Raw genomic sequence first — 26,116 nt, forward strand, 5'->3', positions numbered from 1 at the left:
CGGATGCCCGGCGCCCTGTCGCCGGGCGTCCGGCTGGCGTCCGGTCACTGGCGGTCGGTCAGTGGCCGCCGTTGGTCAGGGCAACGATGAAGACGGCCACAGACATCAGAGCTGTGGCGACCACGATTCCGTATCCGATGTGGACGATGCGCTGCTGGCGTGCCCGGTCCTGGCGCCATTCGCGGCGTGTCATAGTGATGCTCATGGCTCGAATATAGAACGGGCCGGCATCGTGCGCTCAGCGTAGTCACTACGCGCCTTCGCGCCGAAAACTACTCGTTAAAGCACTCGTCCACGCAACCCTGACGTGGGGTTGCGTGGACGAGGATGCTGGCTTGTGCTGTTACTTGCTGGGTACGCGGCCCTCGGCCAGAACCTCGGCGCTGTCCGAGCGTCCCATCATGAACGGAACGAAGTAGGCCAGGGTGGCCAGGCCCAGGCAGATGGCCATCGGCCAGACGTTGTCCAGGGACAGCCAGGTCAGGGAGTAGAGCCCGACCAGGAAGATTGCCAGGAAGATGACAAAGGTGACGAGGTTGCTGACAAGGTGCCCTTCACCCGAGTGCGTGGGCTGCTTGGACCGTGTTCCTGCCATGGTGTTCTCCGTTTCAAAAAGTTTTAGTAGCCGGCGGATCAGTAGTCCGACGCGGCGTTCCCACCCTTAACAATAGCGATACCGGAGCTTGCCCCGATACGCGTGGCTCCGGCGTCGATCATTGCCTGGGCGTCTTCGCGCGAGCGGACTCCGCCGGAGGCCTTCACACCAAGGTCCGGGCCGACCGTCTTGCGCATCAGTGCGACGTCCTCCACCGTGGCTCCGCCGCCGTTGAATCCGGTGGAGGTTTTCACGAAATCGGCGCCGGCTTCGACGGCCGCCTGGCAGGCGAGGACCTTCTGCTCGTCGGTGAGCAGCGATGTTTCGATGATGACCTTCAGGATGCCGTCGCCGGTATGGACTTCGTCGGCAACGGCGGCGATGTCGCGGACCAGGGCGTCGTAGTCGTGGCGGCGGGCGGCTGCGATGTCGATGACCATGTCGATCTCATCGGCGCCGTCCTGCAGAGCGCCCCGGGCTTCGAAGACCTTGACCTCGGTGGTGGTCGCGCCCAGCGGGAAACCGATCACGGAGCAGGTCAGCACGCCGCTGCCCTTGAGGGCATTGCGGACGGTGCCTACCCACAGCGGGTTCACACAGACGGACTTGAACCCGTACTCGGCGGCTTCGGCGCAGACTTTCAGGATGTCGTCGCGGCTGGCCTCGGGCTTGAGGAGCGTGTGGTCAATGAAGGACGCAATGGGTGTAGACATGCCCACTATCTTGCCATGCAACGGTGGGGGGTGCTGTCTGGGCGCGGGAACAACTTATGGTCGGAGCCGTGTTTGTGACCCGGTCCCGACCATAAGCGTTTGTGTTACTGGCTAGAGAATAACCGGCCACTTGCCCGACGGCTCGACAACAGCAGGTGCTGAGCTCAATGTGGCGGCAGCAGCAGGCGCTGCGCCACCGACAACGGCGATGGTCGCGGCAAGAAGTAAAGCGGATCCAAGTTTCTTCATTTAACTTCTCCAAAGTGGTAATGGAACGGAACAACAGAGACAGCACAAACAATACTGATAAAACCATGATTTTGACCCAAAATTCCGTATGTTGTTTGAATCGCCATCCGTGCCGTGCATCTCGAATCCATTTTCCCTGCGCATGACCGGCGCTGTTCGGGATCAAGCAACGTTCCAGCAGGACCTGGAGTAGTGTGAATCCGATACACCCGCAGACAAGCATGAAGTAAGGTGCCGTGGACAACTCCGTCGACCAGATACTGAATGAATACCGGGCCCGCCAGCATTGGGAACGCCGGGAATACAAAGCTGCTCAGGAGTACGCAGCCGTTGCTGCGGAGAAGGCCTTGGTCAAGTCAGATTCCATCGGCTACTGGCGAATGAGTTTGCTGCTTGCAGAGTGCCAGCTTGAGCTGGGAGACATGCAAGAGTTTGCCGCAAGCGCCAAGGAACTTTCCGAGCATCCCGCTGTTCAAGGGGATCGAAGGATGCTGGCGCGCACAAAAGCTCTGTACTCCCGGGCCCTGCAGATCCTAGGCCAAGTCGGGGAATCGCTGGTCTTGGCTCAGGAAGTTGCAGCCCTGGGTGGTGCTGGGACGGACGACGGTATAGGCGAAATCGAAATGCTCCATAGCCTGGTCGCCGCTCTGGCAGAGAGCGGACAAGAGGACGAGGCATGGACGTATGCGCAAGAGATGGCGAAACTTGCGCATGAAGAGAGTGACCAAGAAACCGCGGGGAAGGCCTATTGGGCAGTGGGTAACGTGGCCTTCTTGGCGGACGACCCCGAGAACGGGGCCTACTACCACTCATTGGCAGCCGAAAACCTCGCACCAGGCAACGATGTGAATACTTGGGCTCAGTTCAACAAGGGCTCGGCCCTCGTTCGCCTCGCGGCGGGCATTGCAGACTCGGAGACGCTGGAATGTATTGAACGTGCCGAACTGGCAAATTCCGTCACAGGCGGCAGTGCCTTTCAGGAACTTGAGATATCCATGGCGCGGGCCCACTGGCTCCTTCTCACAGGCAAAGCCGAGGAATCCGCGGAAAGGTTGGGAGAAATTCTCGAACATCGAGACCTGCTTCCCGAACACTCTCTTGCCGAGGTGGAATACGTTGCAGCTCTTGCATTGCGTGAGCTTGGGCGGAATGATGAAGCACTGGAAGCAGCGGCCCATTCCGAGAAGGTATTCATAATTCATGGTTCCCGCCGAATGGCTTCTGAAGCCAAACGAGTTATTGAAAGCATCAACGGGTCCTAAGCGGAGACGTCCCGGCATAGGAGTTGCAGGCCGGCAAACTATAAGTAAATTCTGAGATCGGCGCGGAACGACACGGCGGAGTCAGTGCGCAGAAAGTCGTGACGCTACCGGGGGGAAGCATGACACAGCAGGACTATAAGGAAAGCGATATATCCACCTCCAGAGAGCCGGAAAGCTTTAATGCGGCCCCAGATACCGGTGACCTTCTCGAGATCAACCCCGCAGCCGCACCGGACGTCGTCGTCGCACCGGAAGGCCACCTTGTCCTGACGCTGCCGCCCGGAGGAGTGGTCACCGGGGCCATGGCCGCAACGGCAGCCGAAGAAGTGGACCGCTTGGCCGGTTCCAACAAGATACCGATGCTCCTGGTCCTGACCGGCGTTGAAGCACTGACCCGAGGCGCGCGTACCGTCTTCGGCAACGCCGGGTCACTTGAAGCCGTAGCCGTACTTGGCGTCTCGCCCGTGGACCGGGTGATCGCCAACTTCCTGCTGGGCGGCAACGTCCAGCCCTGCCCCACCCGGTATTTCTCCACCGAAGCGGAGGCCCTGGCCTGGCTGAAGAGAAAGCATGCTGTTGCCTGACCCTTCTGCCCGGTCCTCCGCAGTGCCTGATCCAGCGCCTGATCCAGCGCCTGAGCCCCACCCGGAGCTCGACGACGACCGGCTGAGCCAGGTGGTCGAGGGCATCATCCGGATGGCGTCCGGAGACCTGAGCACCTACATTCCGACGTCGAAGGCGCGGGACCAGGTGGACGCGGTCATCACCGGCATCAACCTGCTCGCCGGCGAACTGAGCGAGGTCTACGCCGACTTCGAGGATCGCGTGGAAACCCGCACCCAGGAGCTGCGCGAAGCCCACGAACAAATGCAGCACATGGCCATGACCGATCCCCTCACCGGCGTGGGGAACCGGTCCTCGCTCCGCCAGGCGCTCGACAACGCGGTTCAGGCCCGCCCCGAGGGCGGCCTGGGGCCGGCAGTGCTGATGATCGACCTGGACGGGTTCAAGGACATCAATGACAGTTTCGGTCATCATGCCGGCGACCTCGTCCTGATGAAGATTGCCACCCGCCTGGTCGGGGCGGCGGGAGCCGAGAGCGCCGTCGCCCGCTTGGGCGGTGACGAATTCGCCGTGCTGCTGCCCGTTTCAACGGCGCAGCAGTCCCGCAACGCGGCCACCAGGATCATGGAGGCCCTGAAACTGCGGATCCAGCTGGACGATCTGGATGTCTGGCCCCGCGCCAGCATCGGCATCCACCTGGCTGTGCCCGATGAAGCCGGCAGCGACATCCTGCTGCGGGCCGACACCGCCATGTACGCGGCCAAGGACGACGTGCACCAGCGGATCAAGTTCTTCGAACCGGTGATGCTGTACAGCCGGCAGCTGCGCCGGGATCTGGCCGGTGAACTGCGGCACGCCGTCACCCGCGGAGAGCTGCAGCTGGTCTACCAGCCGGTGGTGGAGCTGGAAACCGGCAAGCTGCAGGGCGTGGAGGCCCTGGTGCGCTGGCATCATCCCACCCGCGGCCTGATCATGCCCGACTCCTTCATTCCGCTGGCCGAGGACACCGGACTGATTGTGGGCATCGGCCGCTGGGTGCTGCGAACCGCCCTTGAGCAGCTGGCCGGCTGGTGCGCCCTGCTGCGCCCGGAGGACCAGTTCCAGGTACGGGTCAACCTGGCAGCGTCCGAGCTGCAGAGCATGGACCTGGTGGACTACGTGCGCCGGGCGCTGCGCGAGACCGGAATGCCGGCGTCGTCGTTGATCCTGGAAATCACCGAAAGCGCGTTTATCGCCGGGGGAGAGGTGGAAACCTACTCGCTGAAGTCCCTGCAGGCGCTGGGCGTCGGGCTGGAGATCGACGACTTCGGCACCGGCTATTCCTCCATCAGCTACCTGCGCCGGCTGCCGGTGGACACGGTGAAGGTGGACAGGTCGCTGATTGAAGACATTGACGACGACGACGGCCAGCTGCGGTTCGTGGCCGCCGTGCACAACCTGATCCGCGCCGCCGGCATGGAAGCAGTGTTTGAGGGCATCGAAACCGCGGCACAGGCCAAGCAGCTGCACAAAATGGGGTGCTGCAGCGGGCAGGGCTACTACTTCAGCCGGCCGCTTCCCGCCGAGCAGGTGGCCACGCTGCTGCGGGAGGGGCGCACCCTGCCCGAGGCCGCCGTCGTTCTTCCGGAGGCCGCCGTCGTCCTGCCGGACACCGGCGCAGCGCTGCCGGACAGCGGCGCAGCCCTGCCCTCGTAACAGCATCCGCAGACAGATCAGGACCGGCTCCGCGGGGAACCGGTCCTGATCGGCGTTCAATCGGCGTTCAATCCCCGTTCACCGGGGTTCGGGCTTACAGGCCCAGCGCCGCGTTCACATCGGCGAGCACCGCATCGAGGCGGGCGCGTCCCTGCTCGCGTGCGGCGGGCAGATCGGCAGCGGAGTCCACCGGAACAATGACCTCGAGGTAGCACTTGAGCTTCGGCTCGGTGCCCGAGGGGCGGATGATCACCCGGGTGTTGTCCCGGGTCAGGTACTTCAGCCCGTCCGTGGGCGGCAGCTCGCCGCTGCCCTGGGACAGGTCCACGGCGCTCTGCACCGCGGAGCCGCCGAAGGACACCGGCGGCTCCGAGCGCAGCCGGGCCATCATTTCGCCCAGCAACCCCAGATCGGAGACCCGGACGGAGAGCTGGTCCGTCAGGTGCAGGCCGTGCTGCACCGCCAGGTCGTCGAGTTCGTCAAAGAGGGTGCGCCCGCCGGCCTTCAGCGTGGCGGCCATCTCGGCCACCAGCAGGCCGGCGGAAATGCCGTCCTTGTCGCGGACCAGGCCCGGAGCCACGCAGTAACCCAGCGCTTCTTCATAGCCGTAGGTCAGGTGCGGCACGCGGGAAATCCACTTGAAGCCGGTGAGGGTTTCCACATGCGCGAAACCGGCGGCTTCGGCAACCCGGGCGAGCAGCCGGGAGGACACGATCGAGTTGGCGAACACGATGCCGGTCTTGGCCTTCTCGCCGCGGACCTTCCAGTGCCCGGACCCGATGCGGCGGGCCAAATGCCGGCCCAGCAGCGCGCCGACTTCATCGCCGCGCAGCATCCGCCACTGTCCGTCGGCCGGATTCTTCGCGGCCACCGCCACGCGGTCGGCGTCGGGATCGTTGGCGATGACGAGATCGGCGTCGTGCTCGACGGCGGTCTCCAGCGCCAGATCCAGCGCGCCGGGTTCCTCCGGGTTGGGGAAGGCGACGGTGGGGAAGTCCGGATCCGGCTTCGCCTGCGCCGCCACCGGAATGACCTTGCGGAAGCCGGCATCCTTCAGCACCGACTTCATGGTGTCCCCGCCCACGCCGTGCAGCGAGGTGAGGACAATCTTCAGGTCGCGCTCCGGCAGGTGGTCGCGCGCCGCCAGCCGGCCCACCGCGTTGATGTAGTCGGCGACGATGGATTCGGAAACGTCCGTCCAGCCCTCCGGCGCCGTGTCGATGCTGGCCAGCGGCACGGTGTAGTCGATGCGCGCGGCGATCTCGGCGTCGTACGGGGCGACGATCTGCGCGCCCTTGCCCGGGCCCTTCACCGTGCGCCCGCCCAGATAGACCTTGTAGCCGTTGTCCGCGGCCGGATTGTGGCTGGCGGTGACCATCACGCCGGCGTCGGTGTCCAGTGCGCGGACCGCATAGGCAAGCACCGGCGTCGGGAGCGTGCAGGGAAGCAGGAAGGTCTCGATGCCCGCGGCGCTGAAGACCGCAGCGGTCTCCAGTGCGAAGGCCCGGGACTTGTGCCGGGCGTCGTAGCCGATGACGGCGCTGGGGGTGTACTTGTCGCCGGAAGTGTCCTGCAGGAAAGAGGCGATGCCGGCCGCGGTGCGGCGGACCACCACGCGGTTCATCCGGCGCGGACCGGCGCCGAGCGCGGCCCGCAGGCCGGCCGTGCCGAACTCCAGCGTGCCGGTGAAGCGGTCTTCCAGCTCTGCCTCGGCAGCGGCGGCCGTGGCGCCTTCGGACTGCGCCGAAGCGATCAGTGCCCGCAGTTCAGCGGCGGTGGCCGGGTCGGGGTCTTCATCGGCCCAGCTCTGGGCGGTGGTCACGAGCTCATCAAGCTCGGTGGGGTTCAGCGTCATGGGTAGTACCTACGAATCGAAGATAGGGGGAGCGGCAGCTGGCTAGAGCTTGCCGATGATGTCAGCCAGCAGGCGGGAGATCCGGGGGCCTGCTGCGGCTCCGGACTCCAGGACCTCGGCGTGGCTCAGCGGCTCGGCGCTGATGCCGGCGGCCAGGTTGGTCACCAGGGAAATGCCGAACACCTCCATTCCGGCATGCCGGGCGGCGATGGCCTCCAGCGCGGTGGACATGCCCACCAGGTCCGCGCCGATGGTCTTGGCGTAGCGGACCTCGGCCGGGGTTTCGTAGTGCGGGCCGGTGAACTGCGCGTAAACGCCTTCATCCAGGGTCGGGTCCACGGTGCGGGCCAGGTCCCGCAGGCGGGAGGAGTACAGGTCGGTGAGGTCCACAAACGTGGCACCTTCCAGCGGCGACGCGGCCGTGAGGTTCAGGTGGTCGCTGATCAGCACCGGGGTGCCCGGCTTCCAGTCCGGGTTCAGCCCGCCGCAGCCGTTGGTCAGGACCATGACCTTGGCGCCGGCCGCCGCTGCGGTGCGCACGCCGTGGACGACGGCGCGCACGCCCTTGCCCTCGTAGTAATGCGTCCGGGCGCCCAGGACCAGGGCGCGCTTGCCCGAGGTCGTCAGCACGGAGCGGATGGTGCCCACATGGCCCTGCACCGCGGGGGCGGAGAAGCCGGGGATGTCGCTGGCGTTCAGGGTGGCTGTGGTCTCGCCGATCAGGTCGGCGGCCTCGCCCCAGCCGCTGCCGAGGACCAGGGCAATGTCATGGCTGGGCACACCGGTTTTCTCGGCAATGTACTTGGCGGCCTGCTGGGCTAATTCAAAGGGATCGTTGTTCACTAATCCAACCTACCGCGAGTTCGCCCGCTCTGCAGGAGCATGCCGGCTCCCGGAGGTCTGGGCGGGGCTGCTGCCCCGGCGTTTGGGCCGCCGTTTGAGCAGCGGGCAGGGATGGGACAGAATGGACAACTGTGACGACCCAACTTGATTTTACTGCCCGCAAGATTGCCATCCTCGGCGGCGGCCCCGGAGGATACGAAGCCGCAATGGTGGCCGCGTCCCTCGGTGCCGACGTCACCATCGTGGAACGCGACGGGATGGGCGGGTCAGCCGTGCTGACCGACGTCGTTCCCTCCAAGACCCTGATTGCCACCGCCGACGTGATGACCCGCTTCTCCTCCGCCTCATCGCTGGGCGTGGACTTCGGCGACAACGGCCAGCCCGCCGTTGCCGACCTGAAGATGGTCAACAACCGGCTCCTGGCCCTGGCCAAGGAACAGTCCAACGACATCCGCCGCACCCTCGAGCGGGTCGGCGTGAAGGTGAAAATCGGCGAGGGCCGGCTGCTGGACCACAAGACCATCGAGGTCGTCACGCAAAACGGCACCGAGACGATTGAGGCCGAAGCCCTGCTGATTTCGGTGGGCGCCCGCCCGCGCGAACTCGAGACCTCGATGCCCGACGGCGAACGCATCTTCACCTGGAAGCAGGTGTACAACCTCACCGAAATCCCCGAACACCTGATCGTGATCGGGTCCGGCGTCACCGGCGCCGAGTTTGCCTCCGCCTACAACGGCCTGGGCACCAAGGTCACGCTGATCTCCAGCCGCGACCGCGTGCTGCCGGGCGAGGACGCCGATGCCGCCGTGGTACTGGAGGACGTGTTCCAGGCCCGCGGCATGACGGTGCTGAACCGCTCGCGGGCCGAAAGCGTGAAGAACACCGGCGACGGCGTGCTGGTGACGCTCGAGGACGGCCGCATCGTTGAGGGCAGCCACTGCCTCGTGGCGGTGGGCGCGATCCCCAACACTGCGGACATCGGGCTGGAGGAGGCAGGGGTGGCGCTCGACGAGCGCGGCCAGATCAGGGTCGACGGCGTCTCCCGCACCACCGCCCCGAGCGTGTACGCCGCGGGCGACTGCACCGGAGTCTTCAACCTGGCCTCGGTGGCCGCCATGCAGGGCCGGATCGCGATTGCGCACCTGATGGGCGACGGCGTGAAGCCGCTGAAGCTCAAGAACGTCGCCTCGAACATCTTCACCTCGCCGGAAATCGCGTCGGTGGGGGTGACCGAGCAGGACATCGCCGACGGCCGCTACCAGGGCGACGTCATCAAGCTCTCGCTGCACACCAACGCGCGCGCCAAGATGATGGAGATCAAGGAGGGCTTCGTGAAGATCATTTCGCGCAAGGGCTCCGGCACCGTGATCGGCGGCGTCGTGGTGGGGCCGCGCGCCTCGGAGCTGATCTTCCCGATCGCCATTGCCGTGACGCAGAAGCTGCACGTCGATGACCTGGCGAACACGTTCACCGTGTACCCGTCGTTGACCGGTTCGATTTCCGAGGCCGCCCGCCGCCTGCACGTGCATATGTAGGTTTTGCTTCTCCCGGGCCGCTTGCCCGGATTCCTTCATCCGGCCCGCGTCCGGGGCGGAATGCTGCTTGTCTGGCGTTCCGCTCCGGGTGCGGGCTTTTTGTGGCCTCTTTCTGGCTCTCTCGGGCCGTTTCGGGGTCTCTCGGGCGGTTTGAGGGTTCGCCCCCCCCCCGAGGGTGGAGCTAAGGCCCCTTCAGCGGGGCGAGGGCGGCACTCCTGCCCTTCCCACGGGCCGAATGTGGGGCTCCTCGTGGCTGAGACCGTGCGGCAAGGGGATCATGCCTGGCGCTGGGCGGCTTGAAGTGCCACGTCCTTCACCATCGACCATCTGGGGAGTCCCGCCGAGCAAAAGACCCTCGAGTGTGCAGGTCTGGCGACTTGGACTTATCGAGAGCGCAGCTCTGGCGACTTGAGTGCCTCGAGAGCGCAGATCTGGCGACATACGCGCGCTGATACCCGCCATAGCTGCGCTCTCGAGTTCGTGTGGTCGACCGGAGCGCGCTGATACCCGCCATAGCTGCACTCTGGGTGCCTGTAGGCACCCGGGCCGGGGGAGCGGACCGGCTGATCTCACCACTCCGTGCCAGACGGGAGGCACGGGCTGCGCATTCGGTAGGTGGGCGCGTGTGGCCGGGGTCCCGCAGCGGTAGTGAGCATCCTTCGTGCAGATAATGCACTCAGACGGAATCTCTCGTGCAGATCAGGGCCTCCTTTCATTGAGTTGAGCCATTTATGGAGCATTATCTGCACGAGAGATTCGGACGAGGACCGGGAGAGCGCATTATCTGTACGAGGGATGGCGTTTTGTACGCGCGAGGGGCCTTCGGCGGATCCTTCGTGCAGATCTAGGGCCTTCGGCGGATCCTTCGTGCAGATCAGGGGCCTTGGGCGGATCCATAGTGCAGATCAGGGGCCTGGACGGATCCTTCGTGCAGATCAGGGGCTCTAGGGGACGGAATCAGCCCGTTTGATCCCGTCATCTGCACGAGAGATTCGGGCGAGGACCGGGAGACACCGTTATCTGCACGATAGATGCCCGAGCGCCCAGATCGACCCGCAGATTCAGGCACAAGAACCCGACAGGCAGGCGCAGGCGCAGGCCGGCCGGGCGCAGCTGCGCAAGGCCCCGCCGTCGTCGGCCGTTGGTTGCGGGGAATCGAGAGGCCTGTCCACATGCTGGACACAATGTCCGGATGGTGGGATGGCGCCCCTACCATTATCGAGAACCTCACTTCCACCTGCGAAAGACTGCCAATGTCTACTAAGAATCCCTCCACGGAGCCCACGCCGGCACCGGCGCCGGCCAAGACAAACTCGAAGGGCCGGGTGATTATTGCCAGCCTCGTTGGCACGTCCATCGAGTTCTACGACTTCTACGTCTACGCCACCGCCGCAGTCCTCGTGTTTCCGCGGCTGTTCTTTCCGAACGCCGAGGGCGTCACGGCACTGCTGAGCTCCTTCGCCGTCTTCGGCGTGGCCTTCATTGCCCGCCCGCTGGGCTCGATCGTGTTCGGGCACTTCGGCGACAAGGTCGGCCGCAAGGGAACCCTGGTGGCCTCGCTGCTGACCATGGGAATCGCAACCTTCCTGATCGGTTGCCTCCCCACGGCCCTGACGCCGGGCTGGACCATCCTGGGTCCGGCACTGCTGGTGGTCCTGCGCTTCGCCCAGGGCCTGGCCCTCGGCGGGGAATGGTCGGGTGCGGCGCTGCTGGCAACGGAAAACGCGCCGGCCAACAAGCGCGCCATCTGGGGAACCTTCCCGCAGCTGGGCGCGCCGATCGGCTTCATCTTGGCCAACGGCCTGTTCCTGCTGCTTAGCTTCCAGCTCACCAACGAGCAGTTCGATTCCTGGGGCTGGCGCATTCCGTTCCTGGCCAGCGCCGTCATGGTGATCATCGGCCTGTATGTCCGGCTGAAACTGGTGGAGACCCCGGCCTTCCAGAAGGTCGTCGATTCCGGTGAAGTGAGCAAGATGCCGCTGAGCCGCGCGTTCAAGTACAGCTGGCGCCAGATGATTGCCGGCACGTTCATCATGCTGGCCACCTACGTGCTGTTCTACCTGATGACCACCTTCACGCTCTCCTACGGCACCGCCGCCAAGAGCGAGGAAGCTGCCCGTGCCGCCGCCGAGAAGACAGGTAAGGCCTTCGACCCGGAAACGTTCGCCGCCGGCCTGGGCTATGCCCGCAACGACTTCCTGATCATGCTCATCATCGGTGTCGTGTTCTTCGGTATCTTCACGCTCGTCTCCGGCCCGCTGGCCGAGAAGTTCGGCCGCCGCAAGACGCTGCTGGTGGTTACCACCGGCATCTTCCTCTTCGGCTTCACGTTCTCTCCGCTGCTCGGCGGCGGCACCGCGGGCGTCATGGCCCTGCTGATCCTGGGCTTCACCCTGATGGGCCTGACCTTCGGGCCGATGGGCGCCATGCTGCCGGAGCTGTTCCCGACCAACGTGCGCTACACCGGCTCGGCGATCGCCTACAACGTCTCCTCGATCCTGGGCGCGGCCGTGGCCCCGTTCATCGCGGTGGCGCTGTGGCAGGCCGCCGACGGCAGCCCGTGGCTGGTGGGCATCTACCTGTCCGCGATGGCGGTGCTGACGCTGATCGCGCTGTACGTCACCAAGGACACCAAGGACGTCGACTACACCAACCACTCCAGCAACTAAGCTTCCAGACGCCAACGGCCCGGTCCCCATGCAGGGGGGCCGGGCCGTTTTGGCGTTGCTGCGTCGTACGCTAGTCCAGGATCGAACAAATCGCGGCGCCGGCGGAAACCGTCGCGCCGGGAACGGCGCTGAGTCCGGACACGGTGCCGGCCTTGTGCGCGGTGAGCGGCTGCTCCATTTTCATGGCTTCGAGTACGACGACGAGATCGCCCTCGGCGACCACAGCACCTTCCTGCACGGCCACCTTCACGATGGTGCCCTGCATCGGGGACGTCAGGTCATCGCCGGTGGCTGCCGGATTGGTCCCGCCGCGGGTGCGGGAGGACTTGCGGGTCTTCCCGTTGGCGCCGGCAGTCCGGCCGCCGGCTCCGTTGGACCCGATGCCGGCGCCGCCGAGACCGGCCGGCAGCACGACGTCGAGCCGCTTGCCGCCCACCTCGACGGTGACGCGCTGGCGGGCGCCGCCGTCGTCGTCGTGCCGTGAGCCCTGTTCGCCGGACCAGGCCGGGATCTTGTTGATGAACTGGGTCTCGATCCAGCGGGTGTGGACCTTGAACGGGCCGGCCGCGGGGGCGAAATCGGGGTGCGCGACGACCGCGGCGTGGAACGGCAGCACCGTGGGCATGCCGGTGATTTCCATTTCGGCCAGGGCGCGGCGGGCGCGCTGCAGCGCCTGTTCGCGGGTGGCGCCGGTGACGATCAGCTTCGCGAGCATGGAATCGAAGTTCCCGCCCACGGTTTCGCCGGCCTCGATGCCGGAATCGACGCGGATGCCGGGACCGGAGGGCAGCTTGAAGGTGCTGACCGTGCCGGGAGCGGGCATGAAGCTGCGCCCCGGATCTTCGCCGTTGATGCGGAACTCGATCGAGTGGCCGCGGATCTCCGGATCGCCGTAGCCGAGCTCCTCGCCGCGGGCCAGCCGGAACTGCTCGCGGACCAGGTCCAGGCCGGTCACTTCCTCTGACACGGGATGCTCGACCTGCAGCCGGGTGTTGACCTCCAGGAAGGAGATGGTGCCGTCGGTGCCGACCAGGAACTCGCACGTGCCGGCGCCCTGATAGCCGGCCTCGCGCAGGATGGCCTTGGACGCGGCGTACAGACGCTGGTTCTGGTCCTCCGTGAGGAACGGCGCCGGAGCCTCCTCCACAAGCTTCTGGTTGCGGCGCTGCAGCGAGCAGTCGCGGGTGGAGACGACGACGACGTTGCCGTGCGCGTCGGCGAGGCACTGGGTCTCGACGTGCCGCGGGGCATCCAGGAAGCGCTCGATGAAGCACTCGCCGCGGCCGAAGGCGGCTGTGGCCTCGCGGACGGCGGAGTCGAACATCTCCGGAATTTCCGAGCGGGTGCGGGCGACCTTGATGCCGCGGCCGCCGCCGCCGAAGGCAGCCTTGATGGCCAGCGGCAGGCCGTGCGCGTCGGCGAAGTCCAGGACTTCCTGGGCGTTCTTCACCGGATCGGCGGTGCCGGGAACCAGCGGGGCGCCGACCTTGGCCGCGATGTGGCGGGCCTGGACCTTGTCGCCGAGCTGGGAAATGGCGTGCGGGGAGGGGCCGATCCAGGTGAGGCCGGCGTCGATGACGCGCTGGGCAAACTCGGCGTTCTCGGAGAGGAAGCCGTAGCCGGGGTGGATGGCGTCGGCGCCGGACTTGCGGGCGGCGTCGAGGATCTTGCCCATGTCCAGGTAGGACTCCGCAGCGGTGCTGCCGCCCAGCGAGTAGGCCTCGTCGGCGAGGCGGACATGCAGGGCGTCACGGTCCGGATCGGCGTAGACGGCGACGGAGGCCAGGCCTTCGTCGCGGGCGGCCCGGATGACGCGGACGGCGATTTCGCCGCGGTTGGCGATCAGGACTTTCGTGATGCTCTTGGTGTTCTGTGGATCGCCGGCGGGCGCGGGGTTGAACTGGCTCATTGAATGCACTGGCTCCTTTTGATCTCTTCGGAGCCTAGCGCGGTTTTGTGGTTTCCGGCCATAATGCGTGCTGTTTCTGCGTGGTACGGGGCGTTTCGTTGTGGGGACCCTACAAGGGTGGCGTGTGTGAGGGTGGCGTGGGCTTCGTTGGGCGGGGCCCGCGTTCAAGCGAGGCCGCCGTCGTCGTCCGCGCTGGCTGTGCAAGGCGGAAGCGTCGTCTGTGGAGAAAAGCCGCTGTTGTGGATAACAGGGACGAGGGACGGCAGGACTGTTAAGTAATGGAGTATGCGCCGTCCTCTGCCGCTTCCCGAAGACCTGACGGATCAGTCCTTCACAATCGCGCAGGCCCGGAGTCTGGGCCTTTCCCGGTCAAGGCTCCGGGCGCAGGATCTGCTGACACCGAGCCGGGAGATTCGGGTGCGACGAGGAGCGGACCTGGAACTGGTGGAACGCTGCCGGCCATATGCGGAGTTGTTGCCAGGGGTGTTTTTCTCCCATGTCACCGCGGCGCGGCTGCACGGAATCCCGCTGCCATACGGCCTGCAACAGGAACCGGTTATTCACCTCAGCCGGGACCGGGGGCTTGCCATGCCTCGCCGCAAATACGTCGCTGGGCATCGCTTGGAGCTGGATCCGGGGGAGTTGACCATGGTGTCGTCGCTGCCTGTGACCTCTCTGCCCCGGACCCTGCTTGATCTCGCCGCCCAGCTGCCAACAGATGATCTGGTCGTCATGGGAGATTGGATGATCAGTGAACACCATCGGAACTTTGGAACGCGGCGGATTGCGCAGGTGCCCCTGAAGGATCTCCGGCCCTATGCAGAGGCCAAAGCGGGAGCCCGGGGACTGCGCAACCTTCGGTCTGCGATCGAACTGATGCGGGTCGGCGTGGATTCACCGCAGGAGACGAGGGTGCGGCTCGAGCTTCACAGGGCAGGATTGCCGGAATTTACGCCGAACACGTTGATTGCGGACGCCGCTGGAAATCCCGCCGTGTGGGTGGACCTTGGCTGCCGGGAGTACCGCACCTGCATCGAATACGACGGAGCGCATCACCTGGACCCCGGACAACAGAGCAGGGACAACGGGCGGGACGCGCGCACCGCTGAACTGGGCTGGCGCCAGGTCAAGCTGAACAGCTATGACATGGCGCAGGGTCCCTCATGGGTCGTGGGGAAGGTGCGTCATGCGCTGGTCCAGGGCGGGTATCAACCGTGAGGGTGCAGAGCTGCACTCTCGAGTGCCGAGCGCCGTACGTGGACGATGCTAACCCTGCATAGCTGCACTCTCGGTGTGCGGAGGTCCGTGAGTGTGCAGCTATGGCGGGTTTCGGCTGGAGCCGTGATTCGAGAGCGCAGATATGGCGGGCAATCTCGTGTCTTACCCTGCAGAGCTGCACTCTCGGCGCATGGTGGACGATGCTAATTCGCCAGATCTGCACTCTCGGACGCCCGGTCCGACCCGCGTCGGCGGTTACCCGCCAGAGCTGCACTCTAGGTGTGCGGGGCTCCGTAAGTGTGCAGCTATGGCGGGTTTCAGCTGAAGCCGTGATTCGGAGAGCGCAGATATGGCGGGCAATCTCGTGTCTTACCCTGCAGAGTTGCACTCTCGGCACACGGGGGACGATGCTAATTCGCCAGATCTGCACTCTCGGTGCCCGGACGCGGTGCCCGGCCCGGACCGACCCGAGGCGGGAAGGGCCTACCGGTCCCAGAGGTCAGTGATCTTCACGCCGGCGCTGGCGAGCAGCTCTCGAAGCATCGACACGGACAGCCCGATCACGGCGTGCGGATCACCGTCGACCTTCTCGATGAACGCCCCGCCCAGTGAATCGATGGTGAAGGAACCCGCCACCTGCAGCGGCTCGCCGGTGGCGACGTACGCGTCGATTTCCTCGTCGGTCAGCTTCGCAAAGTAAACCGACGCGGAACTGACGGCGCCGAGCGTCGCACCCGAACCGCCGTCGTCGTCGGTGTCGCGGCAATCGACCAGCCAGTGGCCGGTGTGCAGCACGCCCATGTTGCCGCTCATCCGCCGGATGCGTTCGCGGGCGACCTCGGGCTCCCAGGGCTTGCCGTGCGCTTCGCCGTCGAACTCGAAGACGGAATCGCAGCCGATCACCAGGGAGCCGTCGGCCTCGGGCAGTGCGGCAATGGCTTCGGCCTTCGCCCGGGCCAGCAGCAGGGCGGTGTCGTGCGGGTCGGTCAGGCCGTAGCGGGCGGTGACGGCGTCTTCGTCGACGTCGGACACGAGCACGGAATGGGAAATGCCGGCGTTGGTCAGCAGCTTGGTGCGGGCGGGGGAAGCGGAAGCAAGGATCAGGTTCAGGTCAGTCACCCCTCCAGCCTAGTCGGCGGGCCGCCCGGCCCGGTAAGCGCCGCCCGGCCCGGTAAGCGCCGCCCGGCCCGGCAAGCGGCCGGGACAGCCCGAAGACAGCCCCGGGACAGCACGAAGGCCGCCCCGGATATCCGGAGCGGCCTTCTGGAAGCGATGGATCAGCGCTTGTCGGCAGCGGAAGCCGACGACGGCGCCGGGCCGGTTGCGCACGCAGCCCCGGCACCCGGCAGGGAGATGCCCGCAGCAGACGTTCCGTCCGCAGCAGCGACACCCGCAGCGGCACCCGAAGCGGCCACACCCGAAGCGCCGGCCGGAACCAGCACCGGGACCTCGACCTCGGTGGAGTCGTCGGCGAACGGATCGCCGTTGCGCTTGGCGTTGTACATTGCGGTGTCCAGCATGCCGTTGCGCTTGGCGACGATCGTCGGGATCACGGTCTGTCCGGCCACGTTGATGGCGGTGCGGCCCATGTCCAGGATGGGGTCGACGGCCAGCATCAGGCCGACGCCGGCCAGAGGCAGACCCAGCGTGGACAGCGTCAGGGTCAGCATGACCACGGCGCCGGTGGTGCCGGCCGTGGCGGCCGAACCGAGCACCGAGACCAGGGCAATCAGCAGGTAGTCGGTGAAGCCCAGATCAATGCCGAAGAACTGCGCCACGAAGATCGCGGCAATCGCCGGGTAGATCGAGGCGCAGCCGTCCATTTTTGTGGTGGCACCCAGCGGCACAGCGAAGGAGGCGTAGGCGCGCGGCACGCCCATGTTGCGCTCGGTCACGCGCTGCGTCAGCGGCAGGGTGCCCACCGAGGAGCGCGAGACGAAGCCGAGCTGGATGGCCGGCCAGGCGCCGGAGAACCACTGCTTCACGGACAGGCCGTGGGCCTTGATCAGCACGGGGTAGACCACGAAGAGGACCAGGGCCAGGCCGACGTACACGGCCACCACGAACATGCCCAGCGAGCCGATGGTGTCCCAGCCGTAGGTGGCGACGGCGCGGCCGATCAGGCCCACGGTGCCCAGCGGAGCCAGGCGGATGATCCACCAGAGGACCTTCTGGATGACGGCCAGGGCGGAGGCGTTCAGGGCCAGGAACGGCGCGGCGGGCGCACCCACCTTCAGGGCGGCAATGCCGACGGCGATCGCGATCACGAGCACCTGGAGGACATTGAAGTTCAGGGCGGTGGTGACGGTGCTCGGGTCCACGGCGGTGGAAGAAGCGGTCAGGCCCATGAAGTTCGCCGGAATCAGGCCGGTCAGGAAGCCCATCCAGCTGCCGGTGCTGCCTTCATAGTCGGCGGGCGGCGCGGCGTCGGCATTGGCGCCGGGCTGCAGGATCACGCCCAGCAGGATGCCGATCGTCACGGCAATCAGCGCGGTGATCGCGAACCACAGCAGCGTCTGCCAGGCCAGGCGTGCGGCGTTGGAGACCTCGCGCAGGTTGGCGATGGAGCTGACGACGGCGGTGAAGATCAGGGGGACCACGGCGGCCTTCAGCAGCGAGACGTAGCTCGTGCCGATGGTGTTCAGCGTGGTGGTCAGCCAGTTGGGCTCGTCCTCGCCAACCGGGCCCATCTCCTTGGCCAGCAGGCCCAGCAGCAGGCCCACAAACAGGGCGGCGATGATCTGCGGTCCGAAGGAAGTAACCCACCGGGGCAGCCTGCGGCCGGCGGAAGTCTGGGGGGAGGAAGTCTGTGAAGTCACGTTGAAGATAGTAGTCGCCGGTGCTTAGCAGAGAAGATTGCCCATTGCGAAATGTTACGGAAAGCCTGCTGGGTATTCTGCGCCGTAAAAGGCCAAAACCCCCGGAATGCGGCGCAGTATTGCCGCATCCGGGGGTTATCTCGGTCAAGCGTGTGAGGAATGTCGCCGGGGCAGCTGCCGCTACGCGTCCAGCAGGGCGCGGCGCAGCGTGTCCAGCCCGACCGACCCCAGGGCGAGGGCGCGGGTGTGGAAGTCCTTCTGGTCGAAGTTCTCTCCCTCGCGGCTGCGGACCTCGTCCCGGATCTGCTCCCAGAGCCGCTGGCCCAGCTTGTAGGCCGGTGCCTGTCCCGGCCAGCCCAGGTAACGGGTGAACTCGAAGTTCAGCTGCCCCTCGGAGATGGCAATGTTCTGCCGCAGGAATTCGTAGCCCTTCTCGGCCGTCCAGGTGCCGGAGCCCCAGCGTTCGGGTACCTCCAGTTCCAGATGGACGCCGATGTCGAAGACCACGCGGGCGGCCCGCATGCGCTGGGCGTCGAGCATGCCCATCTTGTCCCCGGGATCGCTGAGGTAGCCCAGTTCGTCCATCAGCCGCTCGGCGTACAGCGCCCAGCCTTCACCGTGCCCGGAGACCCAGCAGATGTTGCGGCGCCAGTTGTTCAGCAGCCCGCGGGCGGCCGTCGCCGTCGCAATCTGCAGATGGTGGCCCGGGACGCCCTCGTGGTAGACGGTGGTGGTTTCCTTCCATGTGGTGAAGGTGTCCTCGCCGGCGGGGACCGACCACCACATGCGGCCCGGGCGGCTGAAGTCGTCGCTGGGACCGGTGTAGTAGATGCCGCCTTCCTGGGTGGGGGCGATCATGCACTCGATCTGCCGCATCGGCCCGTTGATCTCGAAGTGGGTGCCCGCCAGGTCGGCGACGGCGCGGTCGGCCAGGCCCTGCATCCAGGCCTGCAGCTCGGCGGTGCCGTGCAGCTGCCGCTCCGAATCCTCGTCCAGGAGCGCCATGGCCTCCTCGACGCCGGCGCCGGGCCGGATCTGCTCGGCGACGGCTTCCTGCTCGGCGATGATGCGGTCCAGTTCCTCAACGCCCCAGGCGTAGGTCTCTTCCAGGTTCACCGCGGAACCCAGGAACCGGCGCGACATCAGGGCGTAGCGTTCGCGGCCGACGGCGTCCTTCTCGGGAGCGACGGGCAGCAGTTCATTTTCCAGGACCGCGGCCAGCCCGCGGTAGGCGGCACGGGCGGATTCGGCGCCGGCGCGCAGCTCGGTGCTCAGGCTGTCGGAGAGGGAGCCGCCGTCGGGCAGTGCCGCATTCGAGGCGTAGTCGTCAAAAAAGCCGCCGTCCTCGGCGTACTTGGCGGCCTGTTCCATGACGATCTTCACCTGGCGGCGGGCCGGCAGCAGGCCGCGCTCCTTGCCGGCGCGCAGGGAAGAGATGTAGCCCGAGACGGCGTCGGCAACGTTGTGCAGCCGGCCGGAGATGTGCTGCCAGTCCTCCACCGTTTCGGTGGGCATCAGGTCGAAGATGGAGCGGATCTCCTGGGCGGGCGAGGCGATGTTGTTCAGGTTCGAGAGGTTCCAGCCGGACTCGTGGATTTCCAGTTCCAGGCCCAGGCGCTCGTGCATGGCATCGAGCGTGACGCGGTCGACGTCGTCGGCCGGCAGCAGTCCGTCCAGCCGTTCCAGCGTCTCCCGGATGGCCTCGGCTCCCGATTCCAGGCCGGCGGGGGAATAATCGGCATACTCCGTTTCATGCCCCGGGATGCCCAGGGAGGTGGCGAGGGACGGATCCAGCTGCAGCAGAGTCTCGGTGAAGGCATCGGCAACGGCGTCGATGGCGGTCGGCTGGCGGTTCTGCGCGCCGGCGAAGGGCATGGGATCTGATGAAGGAGTCTCGTGGGTCACAGGGGTAGCCTAGCGGCAACGCCGCCATCACCAACTTTTCCCGGTGGCCGCACGTAATGTGCGGCTCGGGGGCCTATCCTGCGCTTTTCCGGTTCCGATTGGGGTGCCGATTCGGGTTCCGGGGCTGGTCCGGCGCTAGCGGAAGCTGCGCCGCCACGAGCCGGGTCCGGGCTTGGGCGCCAGGCTCAGCATCCGCCGCCGGTTCCAGGTCCGGCGCGCGGACTCCGGCGTGGTGCGCGGGGCACCGCCGTCGGCGTTCAGCCCCATGACGACGGCGGTCAGCGCCGCCAGCTCCTCGGCCGACGGATTGCCGCCCAGGACGGAAAACAGCGGCGGCTGCGGCACAGCCTGCTCCGGCGTCCGGCTCCACGGATCCGGCAGGTCCCAGGCCGTCACAGCGGCATGTTTCCGTGCTTCTTGGCGGGCAGCGAAGCGCGCTTGTCGCGCAGGGCGCGCAGCCCGCGGATCAGCTGCAGGCGGGTTTCCGAGGGGGCGACGACGGCGTCGACGTAGCCGAGCTGGGCGGCCTGGTAGGGGTTGAGCAGTTCCTCTTCATACTGCGCGATGTAGTCGGCGCGTGCCTGCTCAACGCTTTCCCCGGCGTCGGCCGCTGCCTTGAGCTGGCCGCGGTAGAGGATGTTCACCGCGCCCTGGGCGCCCATGACGCCGATCTGCGCGGTGGGCCAGGCCAGGTTCAGGTCCGCGCCGAGCTTCTTCGAGCCCATCACGATGTACGCGCCGCCGTACGCCTTGCGGGTGATCACGGTCAGCTTGGGCACGGTGGCCTCGGCGTAGGCATAGAGCAGCTTGGCGCCGCGGCGGATGATGCCCTGGAATTCCTGGTCGGTGCCCGGCAGGAAGCCCGGAACATCCACGAAGGTGAGGATGGGAACGTTGAAGGCGTCGCAGTTGCGGACAAAGCGGGCGGCCTTCTCGGAGGCGGCGATGTCCAGGGTGCCGGCGAACTGCATCGGCTGGTTGGCGACGATGCCCACGGTGTGGCCCTCGACCCGGCCGTAGCCGATCATGATGTTCGGCGCGTAGAGGGCCTGCATCTCCAGGAAGTGGCCGTCGTCGAGCACCTGCTCAATGACGGCGCGCATGTCGTAGGGCTGGTTGGCGGAGTCCGGAATGAGCTCGTCCAGGGCGAGGTCGCCGTCGTTCAGTTCCATCTCCTGCGAGAAGGCGGCCAGCGGCGCCTCGGCCAGGTTGTTGGAAGGCAGGAAGTCCAGGAGCTCGCGGACGAACTCGATGGCGTCCTCCTCGTCGGAGGCCAGGTACGTGGAGGTGCCGGTGTTGGTGTTGTGCTGCCGGGCGCCGCCGAGGGTTTCCATGTCCACGTCCTCGCCGGTGACGGTCTTGATGACGTCGGGTCCGGTGATGAACATGTGGCTGGTCTTGTCCACCATCACCACATAGTCGGTCAGGGCGGGGGAGTAGGCGGCGCCGCCGGCGGACGGGCCCATGATCAGGGAGATCTGCGGGACCACTCCGGAGGCGTGGACGTTGTTGCGGAAGATGTCGGCGAACATGGCCAGCGAGGCCACGCCCTCCTGGATGCGGGCGCCGCCGCCGTCCAGGATGCCGACGACGGGGCAGCCGTTGCGCAGGGCGTGTTCCTGGACCTTGACGATCTTCTCGCCGTTGACCTGGCTCAGGGAACCGCCGTACACGGAGAAGTCCTGGCTGTAGACGGCGATCGGGCGGCCGTCGACGGTGGCGTACCCGGAGACCAGGCCGTCGCCCAGCGGCTTCTTCTTTTCCATGCCGAACGCGGTGGAGCGGTGCACGGCCAGGGCGTCCAGCTCGACAAAGGAGCCGGCGTCCACGAGCATCTCGATGCGCTCGCGGGCGGTGTGCTTGCCGCGGGCATGCTGCTTCTCGACGGCGGCCGGGCCGGAAGGCATCTCGGCCTGCGCCTGGCGGCGGCGGTACTCAGCGATCTTGCCGGCTGTGGTCTGCAGGTCAAGGTCCTGGTCGATGCTCATCTGGTCTCCGGAATGCTGAGTGGATGGGGCGGTCGCTGCCGTTAAGTAGGAAAGGCACAAAGCGTACGGCGACTTGTCCAGTCTAGTGAGGGCGCCGGCGTAGTCCCGGTGTAGGGATCCTACAATTTCGTGCTGATGTGCTTGGTCGGTGCTTGGATCGGGTGCGGTTCAATCTCTCGTGCAGATCAGGTCCTCCCGCGGAATCTCTCGTGCAGATCAGGTTGTCCCGGCAGCCCATGTGCCGCTTTTGACTGCGTTATCTGCACGAAGGATGTCGCCGGGGCGGTTTTGGCTGCGTTATCTGCACGAAGGATCGGCCCCGGTGATCCAATGGGCGGATTCAAGCCGTTTCGGGAGGAATCGCCCGGTTTGGGAATCTGCTGCCGCCGCGGACCGGCAGGGATTTCCCGGACCGGCAGGAGAATCCCGGAACGGCAGCAGAATTCCGGTATGGCAGCAAACCCTGGCAGCAGAACCCCGAGCACGCCCGATGTTACTGACCAGTAACATAAGCGGCGGACATGTATTAGCCTGTTTCCATGACTTCTCTCACACCTGATTCCGGACCCCGTTCGCTCGCCGGCCGCACCATCCTGATGTCCGGCGGCAGCCGCGGCATCGGCCTGGCCATCGCTCTGCGCGCTGCGGCCGACGGCGCCAACATCGCCATCATGGCCAAGACCGCCGAGCCCCATCCCAAGCTGCAGGGCACCGTGTACACGGCAGCCGAACAGCTGGAGGCCGCCGGAGGCAAGGCCCTGCCGATCATCGGCGATGTTCGCAACGACGACGACGTCGCCCGGGCCGTCGCGGAAACCGTGGCGCATTTCGGGGGCATCGACATCGTGGTCAACAATGCCTCCGCCATCGACCTGCGGAACACCGACGACGTCACCATGAAGAGCTACGACCTGATGGCCGACATCAACGTCCGCGGCACCTTCATGCTCTCCAAGTTCTCCCTGGACGCCCTGCGCCAGTCCGCGAACCCACACATCCTCACGCTTTCCCCGCCCCTGAACCTGGATCCGAAGTGGGCCGGGTCCTACCTGGCGTACACGATGGCCAAGTACGGAATGTCCCTGACGACGCTCGGACTCGCCGCGGAACTCAAGGACGACGGCGTCGCCGTGAACTCGCTGTGGCCGGTCACCGCCATCGACACCGCTGCCATCCGCAACCTTGGCGGCGAGAAAATGGCGGCGGCCTCCCGCAATTCGGACATCATGGCCGACGCCGCACACGCCATCCTGACACGCCCCAGCCATGAGGCCACCGGCAATTTCTACACCGACGAGCAGGTGCTGCGTGAAGAGGGAATCACTGACTTCCGTCCCTACTCGCTTGGCGCGCCCGAGGACAAGCTGATGCAGGACTTCTTCCTCTAGGCAGGACAAGGGGCGCTGGCCGGGGCCGCGGGACCCGGCCGGCGGCGCCGGCAGGCAGGAATGTCGTGCACCCCGCGTAAGATCGGAAGCATGCATTCGCGTTACTCCAGCATGGAAAGACCAGGGCTTGACCAGGAGCGTCTCCGAGCCGCGCTCGTGGCGCCGCAGGGACCCCTGCCCCGGCTGGATGTCGTGGCCGAAACCGGCTCCACCAACACCGATCTGGCTGACCAGGCGCGGCTTCGCCCGGCAGATGCTCCGGACCTGACCGTCCTGACCGCCGAGATGCAGACCGCCGGCAAGGGACGGCTGGGCCGGACCTGGGTTGCCCCGCCGCGCTCGTCGCTGTTCGTCAGCGTCCTGCTCCGGCCGGTCAATGCCGCCGGCCGGCCGCTGCCCACCCAGTCCTACGGCTGGTTGTCGCTGCTGGCTGCCCTGGCCTTGTCGGAATCCGTCGCCGCCCGCACCGGCGTCGAGGCCCGCCTGAAGTGGCCGAACGACGTCATGGTCGATGGGCGCAAGCTCGCCGGCGTCCTGGCCCAGCTGGTGATGGATTCCAGCGGCGCCCCACCCGCCGTCGTCGTGGGCGCGGGCATGAACGTCTCCCTGACCGACGAGGATCTGCCGGTTCCCACGGCCACGTCGCTGCTGATGGAGTACTCCTCCACCACCGACCGCAACATTCTCCTTGAGGATTATCTGCGCGAGCTGGCTGCCAAGTACCGGGACTTTTGCGCGGTCGACGGCGATGCCTCCCGGGCGTGGGCCGACGGCACCTCGCTGGTCGAGAAGATCAGTGCCCGGATGGCGACCCTGGGCCAGGAGGTCCGCGCAGACCTGCCCGGCGGAAAATCCCTCACGGGACGAGCCGTGGCCCTCGACTCATACGGTTCGCTGGTCCTGGTGGACGAACTCGGCGAGCGGCATGCGGTCGTCGCCGGCGACGTGGTGCACCTGCGCGCCGTGCAGGCGTGAACATCAGGCTGAAACTCGCGCCGGGGGAGCGGATTATCGTGGCCAGCAGGCCGCATGCCCGCCAGCTGGTCTGGCCCGTTGTCCTGGCCGTCCTGGTGTGCGCTGCCGCCGGGTTCGGTTACGGCTATCTGGACCGTGATTCCCTGCCCGGGCAGGTGGCGGATTGGCGCGGATACCTGCAGCCCGCCGTCGTCGTCGTTTCCCTGGTGCTGCTGGCGCGGTTCTGCCTGCCGCCGGTGCTGCGGTGGGCGTTTGCACGGTACATCGTCACCAACCGGCGCCTCATCCACCGGCAGGGAGTGCTGCGCCGGCGGGAACGCGAATTGCCGCTGGCCTCGGTCTTTCAGCTCGAGGCCTGGCAGACCGTTACGGAGCGGATGCAGCGTTCCGGGACGCTGGCGGTGGACGTTGGCTATGACCGGGTGGTGCACTACGAACACGTGCCCGAGGTCCACAAGTTCAAGGCCATCGTGTTGGCCGCCATAGACCAGTTGCCGATGACCGCCATGTTCGATGGTGTAGATATGGAAGGAGATGGGGACTACGACTACGAAGGGAGGGGCAATGAGTGAGGAAGGCCGCGACGCCGAACCGGCAGCGGATCCCGAGCCGATGACCCTGTCCATGCCAGCCGTTCCTCCCCGGCCCCGAGCCGCCGACGCCAACTCCGACGCCGACGCCAACACCGGGAACGGGCGTGCCGGTTCCGGGCGCGCGGGCTCCGGTTCCACCGGCGCACCGGCCGATGCCGGTTCCGCCGCCATCGACCGCGAGGACGTGCGCAAGCTGGAGGCCCAGCTGATCGGCGGCCCGCGTACCCTCAAGCGGCGCGAAGCTGCCGCCGAAGCGGGCGTGTCCCTGCTCTCGGCCCGCAAGCTCTGGCGGGCGATGGGATTTCCCAACCTCGACGACGACGCGGTGTTCTTCACCGAGCAGGACCGCGAGGCGCTGACCACCGTGATCGAACTGGTCCGCGACGAGCAGCTGACCGAGGAAGCCGCCATCTCGATCATGCGCTCGATCGGCCAGATGACCGACCGCATGGTGGTCTGGCAGATTGAAGCGCTGGTCGAGGAAATGGTGGTCCAGCGCGGAATTCCCGACGCCGAGGCCCGCAAGGCGCTGGTGGCAGCACTTCCGGCCCTGATCGAACCGCTGGAAAAGACGCTGGTGTACGCCTGGAAACGGCAGATGAACTCAGCCGTGCAGCGGTTGGCGCTGCGCGCCGAAGCCGGTCTGGCCAGCCATGACGGCTCCGCGTCCGACGACAACCCGCTGCCCCTGGCCCGCGCCGTCGGCTTTGCCGATCTGGTGTCCTACACCTCCCTGTCGCGGCAGATGAATGAGAAAACCCTGGCCCACATGGTCCAGCGCTTTGAGCACAAGTGCGCCGAGATCATCTCCGTGGGCGGCGGCCGGCTGGTGAAGACCATCGGCGACGAGGTGCTGTTCAACGCGGAAACACCGGAAGCCGGGGCGGAAATCTCGCTGGCCCTGGCCAAGGCCTTCACGGAGGACGACCTGCTGCCGGCGGCGCGCGTGTCCCTGGTCTGGGGGCGGGTGCTCTCCCGGCTGGGCGACATCTACGGGCCCACCGTCAATCTGGCCTCCCGGCTGACCTCGCTCGCTGAACCCGGCACCGTCCTGACGGACGCCTCGACCGCCGCAGCCCTGCGGAACAACGACCGGTTTGTGCTGATCCCGCATCAGCCCCGCAACGTGCGCGGATTCGGCGAAATCCACCCCGTGACCCTCGCCCGCGGCACCGGGTCGGGACTGATTCTCGATTGACCGGCCGGACTACCTGCCTGCCCGGTGCAGCGGCACGGACGCTTGCCGGAGCGCTTCGGGCGGCGGGCCCGAGCATTCCGCTAGGGTAAGCATAAGAATGCGTAATATGTGTCACTACTGTGGACCACCACAGCGGACAGCTT

The 26,116-nt window shown here is 66.5% G+C and carries 21 protein-coding genes; 10 read left to right on the plus strand and 11 right to left on the minus strand.

Annotation, left to right across the window (positions count from 1 at the left end; translation table 11 throughout):
- Nucleotides 1–58 precede the first annotated feature (58 nt).
- The 3 genes from QNO08_RS04845 to deoC all read right to left on the minus strand — a co-directional run bounded on the left by QNO08_RS04845 (nucleotide 59) and on the right by deoC (nucleotide 1,308).
- Nucleotides 59–205, minus strand: a complete 147-nt coding sequence (locus QNO08_RS04845; RefSeq protein ID WP_229967295.1) for a hypothetical protein — start codon at nucleotides 203–205, stop codon at nucleotides 59–61.
- A 138-nt stretch (nucleotides 206–343) separates the two neighbouring features.
- Nucleotides 344–595, minus strand: a complete 252-nt coding sequence (locus tag QNO08_RS04850) for a hypothetical protein (RefSeq protein ID WP_229967297.1) — start codon at nucleotides 593–595, stop codon at nucleotides 344–346.
- 38 nt (nucleotides 596–633) lie between these two features.
- Entirely contained in the window at nucleotides 634–1,308 is a 675-nt protein-coding gene (gene deoC, locus QNO08_RS04855) for a deoxyribose-phosphate aldolase (protein ID WP_229967299.1), read from the minus strand.
- A 485-nt stretch (nucleotides 1,309–1,793) separates the two neighbouring features.
- On the opposite strand from deoC, the gene QNO08_RS04860 reads away from it, so the two are divergent.
- The 3 genes from QNO08_RS04860 (at nucleotide 1,794) to QNO08_RS04870 (ending at nucleotide 5,078) form a co-directional block, all read left to right on the plus strand.
- Nucleotides 1,794–2,819, plus strand: a complete 1,026-nt coding sequence (locus QNO08_RS04860; protein WP_229967303.1) for a hypothetical protein — start codon at nucleotides 1,794–1,796, stop codon at nucleotides 2,817–2,819.
- 119 nt (nucleotides 2,820–2,938) lie between these two features.
- Nucleotides 2,939–3,403: a SpoIIAA family protein gene (locus tag QNO08_RS04865; RefSeq protein ID WP_229967305.1), complete on the plus strand. Its 465-nt coding sequence runs from the start codon at nucleotides 2,939–2,941 to the stop codon at nucleotides 3,401–3,403.
- Nucleotides 3,404–3,425: 22 nt separating this feature from the next.
- Nucleotides 3,426–5,078, plus strand: coding sequence for a putative bifunctional diguanylate cyclase/phosphodiesterase (locus QNO08_RS04870; RefSeq protein WP_331461789.1), 1,653 nt, complete (start codon nucleotides 3,426–3,428; stop codon nucleotides 5,076–5,078).
- 94 nt (nucleotides 5,079–5,172) lie between these two features.
- On the opposite strand, the gene QNO08_RS04875 is transcribed toward QNO08_RS04870, so the two are convergent.
- Nucleotides 5,173–6,933, minus strand: coding sequence for a phospho-sugar mutase (locus tag QNO08_RS04875; protein WP_229967307.1), 1,761 nt, complete (start codon nucleotides 6,931–6,933; stop codon nucleotides 5,173–5,175).
- A gap of 42 nt (nucleotides 6,934–6,975) precedes the next feature.
- A complete protein-coding gene (locus QNO08_RS04880) occupies nucleotides 6,976–7,776 on the minus strand; it encodes a purine-nucleoside phosphorylase (RefSeq protein WP_229967308.1) in 801 nt (266 codons plus the stop codon).
- 131 nt (nucleotides 7,777–7,907) lie between these two features.
- On the opposite strand from QNO08_RS04880, the gene QNO08_RS04885 reads away from it, so the two are divergent.
- Both QNO08_RS04885 and QNO08_RS04890 read left to right on the plus strand, forming a co-directional pair.
- Nucleotides 7,908–9,311 carry an NAD(P)H-quinone dehydrogenase gene (locus tag QNO08_RS04885; RefSeq protein WP_229967310.1) on the plus strand — a complete coding sequence of 468 codons (1,404 nt, stop codon included), beginning with the start codon at nucleotides 7,908–7,910 and terminating at the stop codon, nucleotides 9,309–9,311.
- Between the two features lie 1,253 nt (nucleotides 9,312–10,564).
- Nucleotides 10,565–11,980, plus strand: a complete 1,416-nt coding sequence (locus tag QNO08_RS04890) for an MFS transporter (protein ID WP_229967312.1) — start codon at nucleotides 10,565–10,567, stop codon at nucleotides 11,978–11,980.
- A 70-nt stretch (nucleotides 11,981–12,050) separates the two neighbouring features.
- On the opposite strand, the gene QNO08_RS04895 is transcribed toward QNO08_RS04890, so the two are convergent.
- Nucleotides 12,051–13,889 (minus strand): acetyl/propionyl/methylcrotonyl-CoA carboxylase subunit alpha, encoded by a 1,839-nt coding sequence (locus QNO08_RS04895; protein WP_229967314.1) that lies wholly within the window; start codon nucleotides 13,887–13,889, stop codon nucleotides 12,051–12,053.
- Between the two features lie 285 nt (nucleotides 13,890–14,174).
- Here QNO08_RS04895 and QNO08_RS04900 point away from each other — a divergent pair, with 285 nt between their 5' ends.
- Nucleotides 14,175–15,107: a PDDEXK family nuclease gene (locus QNO08_RS04900; RefSeq protein WP_229967316.1), complete on the plus strand. Its 933-nt coding sequence runs from the start codon at nucleotides 14,175–14,177 to the stop codon at nucleotides 15,105–15,107.
- 483 nt (nucleotides 15,108–15,590) lie between these two features.
- On the opposite strand, the gene QNO08_RS04905 is transcribed toward QNO08_RS04900, so the two are convergent.
- From QNO08_RS04905 to QNO08_RS04925, 5 genes are all read right to left on the minus strand, one after another.
- A complete protein-coding gene (locus QNO08_RS04905) occupies nucleotides 15,591–16,226 on the minus strand; it encodes a Maf family protein (RefSeq protein ID WP_229967318.1) in 636 nt (211 codons plus the stop codon).
- A 158-nt stretch (nucleotides 16,227–16,384) separates the two neighbouring features.
- Nucleotides 16,385–17,926 carry a dicarboxylate/amino acid:cation symporter gene (locus QNO08_RS04910; protein ID WP_229967320.1) on the minus strand — a complete coding sequence of 514 codons (1,542 nt, stop codon included), beginning with the start codon at nucleotides 17,924–17,926 and terminating at the stop codon, nucleotides 16,385–16,387.
- A 180-nt stretch (nucleotides 17,927–18,106) separates the two neighbouring features.
- Nucleotides 18,107–19,801: a DUF885 domain-containing protein gene (locus QNO08_RS04915; RefSeq protein ID WP_229967568.1), complete on the minus strand. Its 1,695-nt coding sequence runs from the start codon at nucleotides 19,799–19,801 to the stop codon at nucleotides 18,107–18,109.
- Nucleotides 19,802–19,966: 165 nt separating this feature from the next.
- Nucleotides 19,967–20,227, minus strand: coding sequence for an acyl-CoA carboxylase subunit epsilon (locus tag QNO08_RS04920; protein ID WP_229967322.1), 261 nt, complete (start codon nucleotides 20,225–20,227; stop codon nucleotides 19,967–19,969).
- On the minus strand, nucleotides 20,224–21,819 hold the full coding sequence (locus tag QNO08_RS04925) for an acyl-CoA carboxylase subunit beta (RefSeq protein ID WP_229967324.1): 1,596 nt from the start codon (nucleotides 21,817–21,819) through the stop codon (nucleotides 20,224–20,226). Before QNO08_RS04925 ends, QNO08_RS04920 begins: the two co-directional genes overlap by 4 nt.
- A gap of 539 nt (nucleotides 21,820–22,358) precedes the next feature.
- Between QNO08_RS04925 and QNO08_RS04930 the strand changes: the two genes are divergently transcribed.
- The 4 genes from QNO08_RS04930 (at nucleotide 22,359) to QNO08_RS04945 (ending at nucleotide 25,973) form a co-directional block, all read left to right on the plus strand.
- Nucleotides 22,359–23,207 (plus strand): SDR family oxidoreductase, encoded by an 849-nt coding sequence (locus QNO08_RS04930; RefSeq protein WP_229967326.1) that lies wholly within the window; start codon nucleotides 22,359–22,361, stop codon nucleotides 23,205–23,207.
- 90 nt (nucleotides 23,208–23,297) lie between these two features.
- Nucleotides 23,298–24,182, plus strand: coding sequence for a biotin--[acetyl-CoA-carboxylase] ligase (locus QNO08_RS04935; protein WP_229967328.1), 885 nt, complete (start codon nucleotides 23,298–23,300; stop codon nucleotides 24,180–24,182).
- Nucleotides 24,179–24,754 carry a PH domain-containing protein gene (locus QNO08_RS04940; RefSeq protein WP_229967330.1) on the plus strand — a complete coding sequence of 192 codons (576 nt, stop codon included), beginning with the start codon at nucleotides 24,179–24,181 and terminating at the stop codon, nucleotides 24,752–24,754. Before QNO08_RS04935 ends, QNO08_RS04940 begins: the two co-directional genes overlap by 4 nt.
- On the plus strand, nucleotides 24,747–25,973 hold the full coding sequence (locus QNO08_RS04945) for an adenylate/guanylate cyclase domain-containing protein (RefSeq protein WP_229967332.1): 1,227 nt from the start codon (nucleotides 24,747–24,749) through the stop codon (nucleotides 25,971–25,973). The genes QNO08_RS04940 and QNO08_RS04945 overlap by 8 nt, the downstream gene beginning before the upstream one ends.
- Nucleotides 25,974–26,116: the final 143 nt, after the last annotated feature.

The sequence above is a fragment of the Arthrobacter sp. zg-Y820 genome (assembly GCF_030142155.1).
Lineage (GTDB): Bacteria > Actinomycetota > Actinomycetes > Actinomycetales > Micrococcaceae > Arthrobacter_B.